At 41.2% G+C, this 13034-nt stretch carries 12 protein-coding genes; 7 read left to right on the top strand and 5 right to left on the bottom strand.

From position 1 onward, the window contains the following. The first annotated feature begins 5 nt into the window (after positions 1-5). The 7 genes from ICV89_RS08925 (at position 6) to ICV89_RS08895 (ending at position 8138) form a co-directional block, all read left to right on the top strand. On the top strand, positions 6-1307 hold the full coding sequence (locus ICV89_RS08925) for an ABC transporter substrate-binding protein (protein ID WP_215308308.1): 1302 nt from the start codon (positions 6-8) through the stop codon (positions 1305-1307). A gap of 1155 nt (positions 1308-2462) precedes the next feature. Next, positions 2463-3137, top strand: coding sequence for a haloacid dehalogenase type II (locus ICV89_RS08920; protein WP_015421843.1), 675 nt, complete (start codon positions 2463-2465; stop codon positions 3135-3137). Positions 3138-3165: 28 nt separating this feature from the next. Continuing rightward, positions 3166-4836, top strand: a complete 1671-nt coding sequence (locus ICV89_RS08915; protein WP_015421842.1) for an MFS transporter — start codon at positions 3166-3168, stop codon at positions 4834-4836. A gap of 67 nt (positions 4837-4903) precedes the next feature. Further along, the gene (locus ICV89_RS08910; protein ID WP_215308306.1) at positions 4904-5605 is read left to right on the top strand and encodes a GntR family transcriptional regulator; all 702 of its coding nucleotides are present in this window, start codon (positions 4904-4906) and stop codon (positions 5603-5605) included. 186 nt (positions 5606-5791) lie between these two features. Further along, positions 5792-6205, top strand: a complete 414-nt coding sequence (locus tag ICV89_RS08905; protein WP_215308304.1) for a hypothetical protein — start codon at positions 5792-5794, stop codon at positions 6203-6205. Positions 6206-6221: 16 nt separating this feature from the next. Continuing rightward, positions 6222-6665, top strand: coding sequence for a TIR domain-containing protein (locus ICV89_RS08900; RefSeq protein ID WP_215308301.1), 444 nt, complete (start codon positions 6222-6224; stop codon positions 6663-6665). Between the two features lie 480 nt (positions 6666-7145). Further along, a complete protein-coding gene (locus tag ICV89_RS08895) occupies positions 7146-8138 on the top strand; it encodes an STAS-like domain-containing protein (RefSeq protein ID WP_215308300.1) in 993 nt (330 codons plus the stop codon). 222 nt (positions 8139-8360) lie between these two features. Here the strand turns inward: ICV89_RS08895 and ICV89_RS08890 are convergent, their stop codons facing one another. Genes ICV89_RS08890 through ICV89_RS08870 form a run of 5 tightly spaced genes read right to left on the bottom strand, consistent with a single transcriptional unit; the run spans position 8361 to position 13025 of the window. After that, positions 8361-9335, bottom strand: a complete 975-nt coding sequence (locus ICV89_RS08890; RefSeq protein ID WP_215308299.1) for a tripartite tricarboxylate transporter substrate binding protein — start codon at positions 9333-9335, stop codon at positions 8361-8363. A 29-nt stretch (positions 9336-9364) separates the two neighbouring features. After that, the gene (locus ICV89_RS08885) at positions 9365-10354 is read right to left on the bottom strand and encodes an oxidoreductase (RefSeq protein WP_215308298.1); all 990 of its coding nucleotides are present in this window, start codon (positions 10352-10354) and stop codon (positions 9365-9367) included. Between the two features lies 1 nt (position 10355). Next, positions 10356-11327 (bottom strand): tripartite tricarboxylate transporter substrate binding protein, encoded by a 972-nt coding sequence (locus ICV89_RS08880; protein ID WP_215308297.1) that lies wholly within the window; start codon positions 11325-11327, stop codon positions 10356-10358. Positions 11328-11350: 23 nt separating this feature from the next. Beyond that, on the bottom strand, positions 11351-12511 hold the full coding sequence (locus ICV89_RS08875) for an acyl-CoA dehydrogenase family protein (protein ID WP_215308296.1): 1161 nt from the start codon (positions 12509-12511) through the stop codon (positions 11351-11353). A gap of 28 nt (positions 12512-12539) precedes the next feature. Next, the gene (locus ICV89_RS08870) at positions 12540-13025 is read right to left on the bottom strand and encodes a MaoC family dehydratase (protein ID WP_215308295.1); all 486 of its coding nucleotides are present in this window, start codon (positions 13023-13025) and stop codon (positions 12540-12542) included. Positions 13026-13034 lie beyond the last annotated feature (9 nt).

Raw genomic sequence — 13034 nt, 5'->3', positions numbered from 1 at the left:
TTCAAATGAAAAAAATTAAAAGTAATATTGATGTTATTAATCCAGGCCGTCGGACATTAATGGACTACGCCTTGAAGGGTGGAGTCGCTGCAGGTTTGGCAAATATGACTATTGTGAGTAACCTATTTGCACAATCAGCCGGCCCCATCATTATTGGCCATCATGCTGAGCTTACTGGCGGTTTTTCATCATGGGGGTACTGGCATGACAAATGTGCACGTAAGGCCGTTGAATTAATTAATGCACAAGGCGGTATCGCTAATCGCAAGGTGGAATTAGTAACGGAAGATACTGAATCCAATCCAGCAACTGGAGCTAGAAAGTTAAGAAATCTAATTCAGCGAATGAATGCTGAATTCGTAACTGGCTCTGTTCACTCTGGTGTAATGTTGGCCTCCATTCCAATTGCCACTGAACTAAAAGTACCTTACTTCTCAACTGGTGAGGCTACTGAGGCTACTGGCTCTAAAGGCACTCGATATAGCTTTAGAACAGGTAGCGATACCTATTCCCTTGCAGCAGCCGGTGTTCCATGGGCAATGGAAAATTTAGGAAAAAAATGGTGTGTTGTTTATGCTGACTATGCATGGGGACAAAGTCATTTTGCTGAAGCAAAAGCGGTTGTTGAGAGAATGGGCGGAAGCATTACAAAGGGTATTCCTGTTCCTCTGGATGCCAAAGATTTAGTTCCATATTTGACTCAAATTCCACCAGATACAGATGTAGTCTTTTCTATCTTCTTTGGACCTTTGGCAGTGGCCTACTTTACTCAGGCTAAATCAATGGGTGTAGATAAGAAAGCTAAGCTCTATTCGATTTCTGGAACGATTGAGGCTATTGATCCAGATGCCTTAAGTGGTGCTGCAGAGGGCGTCTACATTTTAGAAAACTTTCCACGTAACACAAAGTATAAAGATGATGCGCCCCATAAAGAATTCAATCGAATTTTAGAAATTGACGATACTTATGCACGTGAAAAGAATTCAAATCGCGTAATGGCTAAATCCCATTGCTGGCAAGCGTGGGAAAACATCTATGCACTCAAGGCTGCTATTGAGGCTTCTGGTTACAAATCACGCAAAGATATGCCTGGAGCAATCCAAGCGCTAGAAGGCTTGCAGATGAAAAACTCATTAGCACACCCAGAGGGCGATAAAATTTTGCGTAAGGAAGACCATAGCGGCATTACAGACCACTATATCAGCCGTATTGAGGGTGGTAAATTTGAAGTGAAGAAAAAGGTCTCTAAGGAAGAATTAGCTAAGAATCTACCTGTGCGCTTTAATTTAAGCTCTCAACCCACTTAATATAAAAAAGATCCAAGTGAGCTGACCTACAAAAGTTGGATAGTTTTATTAGCCTATCAGAAGGGATTGAGCTGGGTATTGCACCGGACTCAATCCCTTTAGTTTTTGTTCGATGTTTTTTCTATAGGGTAGTGCGATAAGCTATTCGATGAAGATTATCGGCCTTTTGCCGGCGTTCCCTTATTAAAACCTTCCGGATAGCCGTGCAATAAATCCGAGGTCGGAAGCGATTTATCACTATCGAAGTTTTTAGACCTTCGTGTTACTTTAAGTAGCGCTTAAAAATCGTTCATAAACTACTTTGGAGCAACGAAGTGTTAGATGGTTGCTCTAAAAATCCTTTGGTTTTAAAAACCAAAGAACGAACTAGTACTTCCTTTAAATCCATGAATTTACTTACACATTTGCTTACACATCGACACTGACCACCCGCAGACCCCCTGTTTATATGGGTCTACCTTGGGTGTCTGCTCTCATAAGAAAGAAGCCCAAGGGGTCTTGTAACAAAGACCTCAATAGATTCAAGAGGTTAGTGGTGAATTAGGTAGTCAAAATTGCTTACACACCGCTTACACACCGGAGCAAAAACCGAGGTGTGTAGTAAATGCGGTTTTAGTGTGGTTTTGAAGTGGTAAGCACCAGCAGTAAGGTGTGTAGTAAATGAAAGTTTTAGGGCCCATAGCTCAGTTGGTTAGAGCAGAGGACTCATAGCGAAAGTTGTGCCTTATGCGTGGAAACTGCATAAGGGATGGTGTCAAATTCGGAGAAAGCTAAATGCAGCCAAAAGCTGCACAAGCTAACGCCGAGCCAAGCTTCAGTATGAAAGTGCTGTTGAAGGTGTAGAGACTAGACGGCACCCATCTAAGTAAGGATGTAAATCTTTATATGATGAAGGCATAGTCCAGGGAGTAGTGAAAGCTACACAAACCGGAATCCTTTGGTCCCAGGTTCAAGTCCTGGTGGGCCCACCAGAAAAGCAAACCCCAGTTAGAGATAGCTGGGGTTTTGTCTTTTGAGCGTTACTTTGAGTAACGCTGAGCAATTCGAAGTAAAAATTTTTGCAAACAAGGGTTTTCACTAGCTTGATTGGCTATGTTTTTCCCATTTTTTACTAGTATCCTACTGAAATCCCAATTGAACTTCAGTAAGGAATGTATGAAAAAATTGCACGGAATTAAAGCTCTTGCGTTTGACGCTTATGGAACGGTGTTTGATGTTCACTCAGTTGTTGCTTTGGCTGAAAAGATGTACCCAGGGAAAGGCAAGGAGTTAAGTCAACTTTGGAGATCAAAGCAAATTGAATATATGTTTTTGAGAACCATTATGGGTAGATATATACCCCATAACCAAAATACAGAAGCAGGCCTTAAGTATTCATTGAAATATTTAGGGCTTCCTGGAGGAACAAGTGAGAGAGGTGCCTTAATGGATGCCTACGAAAGGTTATCTCCCTTTGAGGATGCTAGGCAGACTCTTCCTAAATTGAGTGGACTTAAGAGGGCAATCCTATCTGTTGGAACCCCATCATTACTAACAAATTTAGTTGGCAACGCAGGAATTACGGATCAATTTGACGCCTTATTAAGTGTGGATGAGGTCAAAGTTTATAAGCCACATCCAAGAACTTATCAGTTGGCAACTGATAAGTTCGATCTCCAAAGACATGAAATTGGATTTGTTACATCAAATTACTTTGATGTAGCTGGTGCCAAAGCATTCGGGTTTCAGGTGATTTGGATTAATCGGAATGGTGCAATCCCTGACGAGGTGGGCCTTCTTCCTGATGTTGCATTAACTTCGATAGCCGAAATTCCAAATCTTCTTGGCTAAGCAAATAAACTTTTAAAGGGGGCTGTAAATGTCAACTCAAAGCACAAATAATTCTGTAAACAGCAAAAGGGTCATTACTGAGGCGGAGCGAAAAATACTCATTGCTTCATCTTTAGGTACTGTATTTGAATGGTATGACTTCTTTTTATATGGATCTTTGGCAGCTGTAATAGCGAAGCAATTTTTTGCCAAGGCCGATCCAACAACGGGACTTATTTTTGCTTTATTAGCCTTTGCGGCAGGCTTTATCGTTCGCCCATTTGGCGCCCTCGTATTTGGTCGACTTGGGGACATGATCGGTCGCAAATATACCTTTTTAATGACCATCCTCATTATGGGCTTATCGACCTTTGGTGTTGGTTTGCTGCCTGCATATGAAAGTATAGGTATTGCAGCGCCGATTATTCTGATTTCGCTTAGGTTGTTGCAAGGTCTTGCGCTTGGCGGAGAGTATGGCGGTGCTGTAGTTTATGTAGCGGAGCATGCGCCGAATAATCAACGGGGGCAATTTACTGCTTGGATACAGACTACCGCAACCTTGGGGCTATTTCTATCACTGTTAGTAATCCTATCAACGAGACTATTCTTGGGTGAGGCGGCCTTTGGAGATTGGGGTTGGCGCATCCCGTTCTTGGTATCCATCATTTTGCTAGGAATCTCTGTATGGATTCGCATGTCTATGAGCGAGTCGCCTGTGTTTGCCAAAATGAAAGAGGAGGGGGCTGAGTCAAAAGCCCCATTAACAGAGTCATTCCTGCGTTGGAAAAATTTGAAAATTGTATTGATAGCATTGTTTGGTATCACCGCCGGATTAGGGTGTGTTTGGTATACGGGTCAATTTTATGTACTACTTTTCTTGACGCAAACACTTAAGGTTGATAGCGTTACTGCGAATTTAATTGTGGCTGGGGCGCTTTTACTCGCCACCCCATTCTTTTTGATATTTGGCACGCTATCAGATCGTATTGGAAGAAAAAAAATTATTCTGACTGGAATGGCATTGGCTGTGCTGACCTATTTCCCAATATTTAAAGGTCTGACACATTATGCGAATCCTGCTCTAGAGATGGCATTAAAAAATTCCCCTGTAGTTGTGGTAGCAGATCCTGGGGATTGTCAATTTCAATTTAACCCCACTGGAACTAAGAAATTTACCTCTTCTTGTGATATTGCTAAGGCAAAGTTAGTAGCTGCATCAGTTAACTATCATGTTGAGAATGCGGTGCCCGGAACAATTGCGAGCGTTAAAGTTGGCGATAAGATTGTTAATTCATTTGACTCAGTGGGACTCTCAAAAGAAGAGGCTGCACTAAAAATGAATAATTTTGCAAAAGAGCTGAGCGCTACCATTTCAGAGGCTGGTTATCCTCAAAAAGCAAATGTAGATGAGATCAATAAACCAATGGTTTTCTTGCTGGTATTTTTGCTTGTAATCTATGTAACGATGGCTTATGGACCAACAGCGGCAGCCTTGGTTGAGCTCTTTCCAACCAAAATTCGCTATTCTTCCCTCTCGCTGCCCTATCATATTGGCACTGGTTGGTTTGGGGGCCTAATGCCTACAACAGCCTTTGCTCTAGTGGCCTTAGAGGGCGATATTTACTATGGACTCTGGTACCCGGTAATTATTGCGGCAGTGACTGTAATTTTTGGCTTGATATTTTTACCGGAAACTAAAAATGTGGATATAAAATTATAAAAACCTAGTTTCAGGCGAAAATGGTGGGGTTTAATATCCTCACTATTTTCAATACCTAAATCCTGCTGTGAAATTAAAAAATACTGAATTAAAAAATACCGGAAAAAAGAAGCGACTAGTCTTGCAAAAGACTGACATCATCAGCTTGGCTGATAAGGTGTACGCTGAGCTTGAGGAAATGATCGTCACTCTTCAATTTAAGCCGGGACAGATGCTTTCTGAGTCAGAGTTGGGCGAGATGCTTCAAGTCAGCAGAACGCCGATTGGAGAGGCTCTCCAACGATTAGCTAGGGAGGGATTAGTTAACATCCTTCCGCGTCGGGGAATTGTTGTCACCGAAATCAATATTGCTGATCAGTTAAAGCTTTTGGAATTTAGGTGTGTAGTATCTCGATTTGCTGCCGGATCTGCTGCAAGACGTTCAGGTGATGAAGAGCGTAAGCAAATGCAAGCAATTGCTGATCAGCTTTTGGGTGCAGTCAAAACAAGAGACGGTCATGCACTTTTGCAGGCTGATAAAGCCTTTCATGATCATTTTTCCACTTGCGTGAGAAATGAATTTGCATCTAGGGCATTAGATTCTTTAGATTCTTTATCGCGGAGATTTTGGTTTGTTTATCATCAAAGCCAGGATGATGCGGAATCTGGAAAACTGCACGCAAACCTCGCTTTGGCAATCTCTAATGGCGACTCTAAAGCCGCTGAAAGGGCTTCGGATGAGTTATTTGAGAGTCTGGAAAAGTTTGTCCATCAAACACTAAAAAGATAGTTTGAAGGCATAGTCCAGGGAGTAGTGAAAGCTACACAAACCGGAATCCTTTGGTCCCAGGTTCAAGTCCTGGTGGGCCCACCAGAAAAGCAAACCCCAGTTAGAGATAGCTGGGGTTTTGTCTTTTGTAAGTCAAGATGATAGAGTTTCCATTAAAAAATTGCAAAAGTCATTAAAGGCTACTTTATGGATTCAAGTAAACAGATTGCTCATCTAGGTTTTATTCAGGGTGTTATTAATCGATTGGGATCAAATTCATTCTTGCTAAAAGGGTGGAGCATAACTTTAGTTGCTGCATGCTTTGCTTTAGCCACTAAAGATGCAGAAAAGAAATTTCTATTACTTGCTTATTTTCCAGTGTTTATGTTTTGGGTTTTAGATGGATATTTTTTATATCAAGAAAGGCTGTATAGAAAATTATATGAAGGGGTAGCTAGCGGTGAAATTCCTAGCTCTTTATTTGTCATGAGTACTGGTGGTGTAGTCAATCAGACACCTTCATTACTGGCAGCCCTGTACTCAAGAACATTGCTTATTTTTCACGGGTGTATTGTATTGTTGGTTAGTGTTGCTGTGTACTTATATCTAGTACGTAGCTAACAATAGGAGAGTCTTTATGGCCAGAAGAGTATTTTTTAGCTTCAAATATAAAGATGTTTCTAGAGCTATGATCGTCAGAAATAGTTGGGTTACTCAGGGTAGGGATGCGGCTGGGTTTATTGATGCAGCAGATTTCGAAAAAATTAAAAGACAAGGCGATACCTCCATTAAAAATTGGATTGATAACCAATTAAGGGGCACTTCAGTAACAGTTGTATTGATTGGCGATAAAACTTGCAACAGCCGTTGGGTGAAATATGAGATTCAAAAGAGCATAGCTATAGGCAATGGATTACTAGCAATTGATGTAAGTAAAATAAAAGATTTACAAGGGCAGACTACAGATCGTTGCGGACGAATGGTTTCGAATGAATATCCACTTTATTACTGGAATAAGGATGATGGATATGAAAATATGGGTTCATGGATTGAAAAGGCTGCTAGAAAGGCTGGATATTAATCAAGCGTTACTTAAAGTAACGCTTAGACTTCCAAAAAACCTCCATTAACTGCCACAACTAGCCACACTTTCTTTTGGCTAAATTGACCCTGATAATTCAGCCAACTTGGTTGCTCTAGCTTAGGCTCTGAAGCTAAAGTATATGTATGGCAACTAAAAAAGAAAGTACACATCAACTCATACACCGTAACCTAACCCTCTATCAACGCGAGCATAGTGCCGTGTGGCAATGTCGCTATAAGGTGGATAACAAGTGGATACGAGCAACTACTAAAGAGACTCAACTTGATTTAGCGGTGAATAGGGTTAAAAGGGCCTCAGAGCGCATATAAGTACTATTTATTCAGGGTTTCTTGTCAATCCTTGATCAAAAACTTTACAATAATTTCATAAAACTTTACAATAATTTCATAAAACTTTACAAAAATAGACATGAAATTTGCCAATACAAAGCGCTCCCAAGAAGTACGTCAGTTCTTAGTGGATGGCGTTAAAGCTAATCAACTCGATTTAGCTCATGCCGCAATGGAAAGGTTTGGCCTTACTAGGCAGGCTATCCATGCTCATTTTGCAGCCTTAGTTAAGGATGGATTTTTAGCTTCCAGCGGCAGTACAAAGGCGCGGGTATATCAGTTAGGTGTAAAGCGATTTCATGATGGTCTATTTAAATTAAAGGGGCTAGAGGAGTCTGAAGTCTATTCGCGTGATTTTGGTGAAATATTTAATGGCTTGCCTAAAGAAATTGCCAATATTTGTCATTACGGTTTTACTGAAATGCTAAATAACGCCATTGATCATTCGGAAGGCACAGAGGTCTATATTCATGTAGAAAGAACGCCCGATCTTATTTCAATATCAATTATTGATAATGGCGAGGGAATTTTTAACCATATCGCTAGATTATTAAAGCTGCATGATCCACGTGAGTCTATTTTGGAGTTGAGCAAAGGAAAGCTCACTACAGATCCAAGTAATCATACTGGGCAAGGAATCTTTTTCTCATCACGTGCTTTTGATGAATTTTTTATTTTCTCTGGTGATTTAGTCTTTACGCATGCGGACGACTCGGGAATAGACTTTTTACTTCATAACGAAAAAAGTCATCAAGGAACTAGGGTTGTCATGAAGATAGCGCTTAATTCAGAAAGAATATTGCGTACAGTATTTGATAGTTTTAGCGGCACGGAAGACGAAGATTACGCGTTTAATAAAACTGTTGTGCCCGTTAAGCTAGCTCTATACGAAGGTGGCCAGCTTATTTCGCGTTCACAGGCGAAGCGTATTTTAAATCGCGTTGATCGTTTTAAGACAGTGCTACTAGACTTTAAGGGTGTTGAGTCAATTGGTCAGGCATTTGCAGATGAAGTATTTCGTGTTTTTGTTAAACAAAATCCACAAATTACAATTCACTCTATAAATGAGAGCCTAGAGGTTAAAAAAATGATTAAGGCTGCTCAAAGTAATTGTGGGTAAAGACTGGACGGCACCCATTCAGGTCAAGTAATGGAGATGACGAATTCATAGTCTAGGGAGTTGTGAAAGCTACGCAAACTGGACTCCTTTATTACAGGTTCAAGTCCTGGTGGGCCCACCAGAAATGAAAATACCAACCTTCGGGTTGGTATTTTTTTGAGTGTTACTTAAAGTAATAGTTGGAAAAGCGGATTTGCAGATTATGAATAATTAGTTAATATCTTATTCAGCAGTTATGCCTGTAAGGCGGATAATCTCAGCCCATTTTTTATTTTCACTCGCCATATATATTCCAAAGTTTTGAGGGCTCTGACTGGGCGTAACCATATTGCCCGCCTCCTCAAAAGTTGTCTTCAGAGCTTTGTTATTCAAGGCGCTAGTAATACCTTGAAAAAGAGCATCAATCTTATCTCGAGGTGTTTTGATCGGAGCCCACATGCCAAACCATGATTCCTGAATTGTTAACTCATTTTTCATTATTTCATTTAGTGTTGGCACATCTGGTAATTGTGTTAAACGATTTTTACTTGTTACGGCAAGTGCACGTACTTTTCCTCCTTTGATCAATGGTACGGCTGTACCTGCTATTGGAAAGGCAAATTGTGTATCGCCTCGGATTAAAGACGTAGCAATTTCCACCGATCCTTTTAACGGGATATGAATTACCTTTAAATTGTTCAATGTTACAAATGTTGCCCCGGCAATATGTGCTGAAGTGCCAATCCCGCCAGATCCATAATTCATAGATCCAGGACTGGCTTTGGCAGCAGCAATAACATCTTCAACTCTTTTATATGGAGAGTCTGCTGAAACCATCATCACGGTTGGGAAGGAGTACATATTGCTGATGGGCGCAAAATCCGTTAAGGGGCTAATTGAAATTTCTGGCTTAATAATTTTTTGAATTAATTGTATGTTTGATCCGAGCATAAGGGTGTAGCCATCAGGGGCTGACTGAGCAGTAAATTGAGTCGCTAGTACACCGCCGGCACCGACTTTATTTTCAATAATCACGGATTGCTTAAATGTTTCGCCCAGAAAAGGAGCCGCTTGTCTTAGCTGTATATCTGGGCCACCCCCAGCCGCGTAGGGGCAAACTATCTTAATTGAGTTGCTCGGAAATCCTGTCTGACTGTATGACACAAACGGATATAGGCCAATACTGGGAATGGTAATGAGAAACTCTCGGCGCTTCATATTATCTCCTTATTTTCTTATTTCAGATCTTATTGATTCATGTCAATCACAATTCTGCCCTTCGATTTTCCTGCTAGCGTGAGATCTAGATGATGTGCTAATTCCTCAATACTTATGATACTGGCGATTTCTTTTAGATGAGTTGGGTGATATTCATTCGCAATCTTTTTCCAAACTTTTTCTCTTATATTCATAGGTGAATTTGCATTGATACCAATCAAACGGATTCCTCTGAGAATAAATGGAATTACAGTAGTCTCAAGTTCTGCTCCACCAGCATTTCCAAAGGCCGCAATTACTCCGCCTGGTTGCATCACGCGAGTGATCCAAGATAAAGTAGAGCCGCCAACTGAGTCAATTGCTCCTGCCCATTGCGCTTTTTCAAGTGGCTTAAATTTACTCTCTGATGAAATTCGTGTAATGACTTCAGTGGCACCGAGGTTTTTAAGATATTCCGCCTCATTTGGTTTGCCACTCATAGCGGTAACTTGATAACCTCTTTTCGATAACATATCAATTGCAATAGTGGCTACACCGCCAGTTGCTCCGGTTACTAGGATTGGACCGCTTAGTGGATTGAGGCCGTTTAGCTCCATTAAGTCAAGAGATAGTCCTGCCGTATAACCTGCTACACCGATAGTAGCGGCATCAAGAAGCGTAATGCCTTGAGGTATTTTCATTACCCAATCTGCATTCACGCGTGCATATTGGGCATGCCCACCATCATGATCTACTCCCAGCCCGCAACCATTTACTAATACCTCATCACCTGGGCTAAAGCGTGAATCAAGCGATTCAACCACTATGCCAGTCAAATCAATACCGCTAATTCTTGGCCATTCACGAACTATATTATTAAGACCTTTCGAAGCCAATGCATCCTTATAGTTAATACTAGAATATGCTACCTTGATGATCACATTGCCGGGGCTTAAAGAGTCCAATTGAATGGATTCAATTTTTCTGGTGACTGCTCCATCTAAGGAGTAAAGGCGAAAAGCTTTAAAAGGTGTATTCATGTTATTGGGCTTTGATGTTGGCTTGTTTGGTAACTTGTGACCACTTGATTGTTTCAAGTCTGATATGTTCAGCAAACTCGGTAGGAGTACTTCCAACAAATTCCACCCCTTGTTTTTGCATGCCCTCGCGAACATCAGGCATCTTTATGACTGTCTGAATGGCGCTATTTAGGCGATTGATAATAGGAGTTGGTGTGCCTGCTGGCGCCAAAATTCCCCACCAGGAATATGCTTCCATTGGGTATCCTAGCTCTTTTAATGTTGGAACATTAGGCGTAATGCTTGCCCTACTCGGCATGGCAATTGCTAATGGGACTGCATTGCCCGCGTTAACTTGCGCCATTACTGGACCATAATTATCAAAACTTAACTGAACCTGTCCGCCAATAAGGGCGGTTGTTGCTTCTGAGCTTCCCTTGTAAGGGATGTGATGTAGATTGCTTTTGGAGTCACTTTTAAATAGCTCTCCAGCCAAATGTCCAATGCTGCCATTTCCCGGTGTTGAATAAGATAGGCCGTCGGGTGTTGATTTTGCTTTAGCAAGTAACTCAGTAACACTTTTAATATTTGAATTATTTGTAACAAAAATATAAACGGGAACTTTGGTAATAAGCGTTATCGGAGCTAAATCCTTTTGAGTATCATAAGGCAATTTCTCAAATAATGCGGGATTTGTTGCAAGGTTTGCCGTACCCATTAACAAGGTATAGCCATCGGCAGGGGCTTTTGCAACTGCGAGTGTTCCTGTTTGTGTTGAGGCACCTGGTTTATTTTCAACAATTATTGTTTGGCCAAGTATTGGCCCTAATTTCTGACCAATCGTTCTCGCAACATTATCCGCACCACCACCTGCGGCGTAAGGGACAATAATTTTGATGGGGCGATTAGGATAGCTTGCATCCTGCCCAAAAGCGTTAAAAGCAGATGTTACGCAGAGCAAAGAAAAAATCGTTATATGAAGTTTATTTTTCATTATTTCTCCAAAAAATTAAATTGTTAGTTAAAGGTATGTCCTGCTTTTTTGAACGTATTTCTAGCGATGTTTAGTTGATGAATTTGACTCGTTCCTTCATAGAGGCGGAAAAGACGCACATCTCGATAAAATCTCTCAATCGGGTTATCGGAAATATAACCATATCCACCTAGTATCTGTACACAACGATCTGCAACCCTTCCACACATTTCTGAGGAGAAATATTTGCAGATGGAAGCTTCCATGCTGACATCTTCTCCAGAGTCACGTTTTCGAGCAGTTTCCAAAACAAGTGCTTTAGCAGCGTAAATTTCAGTTTGACAGTCTGCAATCATCGCCTGCACTAATTGAAAAGTGCCAATAGGCTTGCCAAATTGCTCTCTGACAGATGCGTAATTCACAATTTCATCTAACATGCGAATGGCTGGACCAATACAAAGTGCTGCTAAATGTATGCGCTGCTTATTTAATACTTTCATTGCAGTTTTAAAGCCCGCACCCTCTATCCCAATCAGATTGCTAGCAGGAATACGGCAGTTTTCGAAATGCACTTCTGAAACTGGGGATCCTGCTTGCCCCATTTTTTTATATGGACTACCAACAGTGAGTCCCGGCGTATTTCTTTCTATTAAAAATGCGGAAACACCATCGGACTTAGGCTTGCTCTGATCTGTTCTTGCCATAACGGTAAATAGATCAGATATGGGTGCATTGGTAATAAAGCATTTGGTGCCATTTAAAATGAAATCATTTCCCTCTTTTCTTGCCGAAGTTTTTAAAGAGGCAGCGTCAGAGCCTGCATCAGGCTCGGTAATTGCAAAGCATCCAGTAATTTCACCGCTGGCTAGTCTAGGTAAATATTTTTCTTTTTGTGCTTCTGATCCATCGGCAACCAAAGCCTCAGACCCAATTCCAGTGTTGGTTCCTACTCGCGCACGAAAGGCAACGGAGCATTGCGATATTTCCATAGCGGCCAATACCAGTTCTTCAGTCGTCATGCCGAAACCGCCATATGTCTCTGGAATTGAGAATCCAAATAGTCCGAACCCAGCCATATCGGTCACTAAATCTGGGGGTACCTCATCTAGTAATTCAACTTCCGCTTCACGAGGAATAAGTTTATTCTGGCAATACTTTTTTAGTGAATCTAAAAAAGAAGAGAATTCGTTTGGGTTGCGAATCATAGAGCTCCTTTAATCAAAGTATGAAATTTCATTGCGAAGCTTCGCTATCAAAAGCCCCATAACGTCGGCTTATCCATTCTGCGATCATGCAAGGCCGCTCCTTACCTTCTTGCTCTATAGATACATTCCAAATAATTTGTACTCCGCCTTTAAATGCCTCAAGGGAGGTTAAGGTGAAATGAGCGCGCACTCTAGAATTTACTAAAACTGGATCAGTAAATCTGACTTTATTGGCTCCATAATTGATCGACAATGTAACGCCATCAATGTGAACAGTATCTGTGAAAAATCTACTTAAGAGTGAGAGGATTAAAAAGCCATGAGCTATTGTGACGCCATAAGGGGATTCTTTAGCAGCTCTTACTGGGTCTACGTGTATCCACTGATTATCTCCACCAGCCTCTGCAAATAAATCAATACGCTGTTGAGTGATTTCCTGCCAATCGGAAGGGGGAAGCTCTTTGCCAACCCAGTTTTTTAGTTCGTTAAGAGAGCCAAGTGTAATTTTGTGCATGCAGTACTC

Origin of the sequence: Polynucleobacter sp. Adler-ghost (genome assembly GCF_018688495.1) — a bacterium.
Lineage (GTDB): Bacteria > Pseudomonadota > Gammaproteobacteria > Burkholderiales > Burkholderiaceae > Polynucleobacter.
Note: the sequence above shows the minus strand (reverse complement) of the source record. Positions and strands in the feature narration are given on the sequence as shown.

Coding starts and splice junctions, on each gene's coding strand:
- ICV89_RS08925 (WP_215308308.1), top strand. CDS start 6: ATGAAAAAAATTAAAAGTAATATTGATGTTATTAATCCAGGCCGTCGG.
- ICV89_RS08920 (WP_015421843.1), top strand. CDS start 2,463: ATGAAAAAATTGCACGGAATTAAAGCTCTTGCGTTTGACGCTTATGGA.
- ICV89_RS08915 (WP_015421842.1), top strand. CDS start 3,166: ATGTCAACTCAAAGCACAAATAATTCTGTAAACAGCAAAAGGGTCATT.
- ICV89_RS08905 (WP_215308304.1), top strand. CDS start 5,792: ATGGATTCAAGTAAACAGATTGCTCATCTAGGTTTTATTCAGGGTGTT.
- ICV89_RS08900 (WP_215308301.1), top strand. CDS start 6,222: ATGGCCAGAAGAGTATTTTTTAGCTTCAAATATAAAGATGTTTCTAGA.
- ICV89_RS08890 (WP_215308299.1), bottom strand. CDS start 9,335: ATGAAGCGCCGAGAGTTTCTCATTACCATTCCCAGTATTGGCCTATAT.
- ICV89_RS08885 (WP_215308298.1), bottom strand. CDS start 10,354: ATGAATACACCTTTTAAAGCTTTTCGCCTTTACTCCTTAGATGGAGCA.
- ICV89_RS08880 (WP_215308297.1), bottom strand. CDS start 11,327: ATGAAAAATAAACTTCATATAACGATTTTTTCTTTGCTCTGCGTAACA.
- ICV89_RS08875 (WP_215308296.1), bottom strand. CDS start 12,511: ATGATTCGCAACCCAAACGAATTCTCTTCTTTTTTAGATTCACTAAAA.
- ICV89_RS08870 (WP_215308295.1), bottom strand. CDS start 13,025: ATGCACAAAATTACACTTGGCTCTCTTAACGAACTAAAAAACTGGGTT.